Origin of the sequence: Pseudorhizobium xiangyangii, from assembly GCF_020531965.1 — a bacterium.
Classification (GTDB): Bacteria; Pseudomonadota; Alphaproteobacteria; order Rhizobiales; family Rhizobiaceae; genus Neorhizobium; species Neorhizobium xiangyangii.
Map to the genome: position 1 here is coordinate 1 of NZ_JAJAWH010000115.1, position 660 is coordinate 660.

Genomic DNA, 660 nt, shown 5'->3' on the forward strand with positions numbered 1-660 from the left:
GTAGTCGCCGAGCAGCGAGAATGCTCCGCCTGAGGTGCCGCCAACATCGACAATCCGGATACCGTCGGCGATGGTGAGAGCGCCTGTGCCACCAAGATTGATCACCCGAACATCGGTGCTGCCCGACGTATTGCCCGTGACGACGAGCAGGTCGGCTGGCGAACTGTCGGCGCCCAGCACAGCCTCGGTCTCAAGTAGCCCACCATTGCCGGTATAGTCGCCGACCACGGTCAGCGTGCCGATCGAGGTGCCGGGCGCGATGGTGCCGGCATTGACGGTGTTGCCGACAAAGCCATTGCCCTCAAGCCGTCCCCCGGCCAGGACCGACGCGATGCCGCCGGAGACATCGCCATTGATCTGCAGGATGCCACCATCCCGTGCCTGCATGACCCCGGTGAAATCACCATGGTCCGCATTTAAGATCGTCCGGCCCGCAATCGCATCGACCAGACCCGAACCAACAACACCGGTTCCCGAGCCTGCCGCATTGTCAGCGCCACCATTGAGCGTAGCATCAAAGACATAAGCATCGGACGTATGGTTGAAGAGGATCATGCCATCACCCGTGCCAAAGCTGATACTGCCAGTGGTGATGGTTCCGGGTGCCACAGGCGCGGTGTCGGCAAGCGAACCGATCGCCAGTGTGCCGCTGCTGCCTGC

Annotated in this window: 1 protein-coding gene; it reads right to left on the bottom strand. The window is 62.4% G+C overall.

Annotated elements, in window-relative coordinates; genetic code table 11:
* Positions 1-555 (bottom strand): autotransporter outer membrane beta-barrel domain-containing protein (locus LH464_RS24445; protein WP_226788988.1); only part of this gene is annotated, 555 nt, incomplete at its 3' end.
* Positions 556-660: the final 105 nt, after the last annotated feature.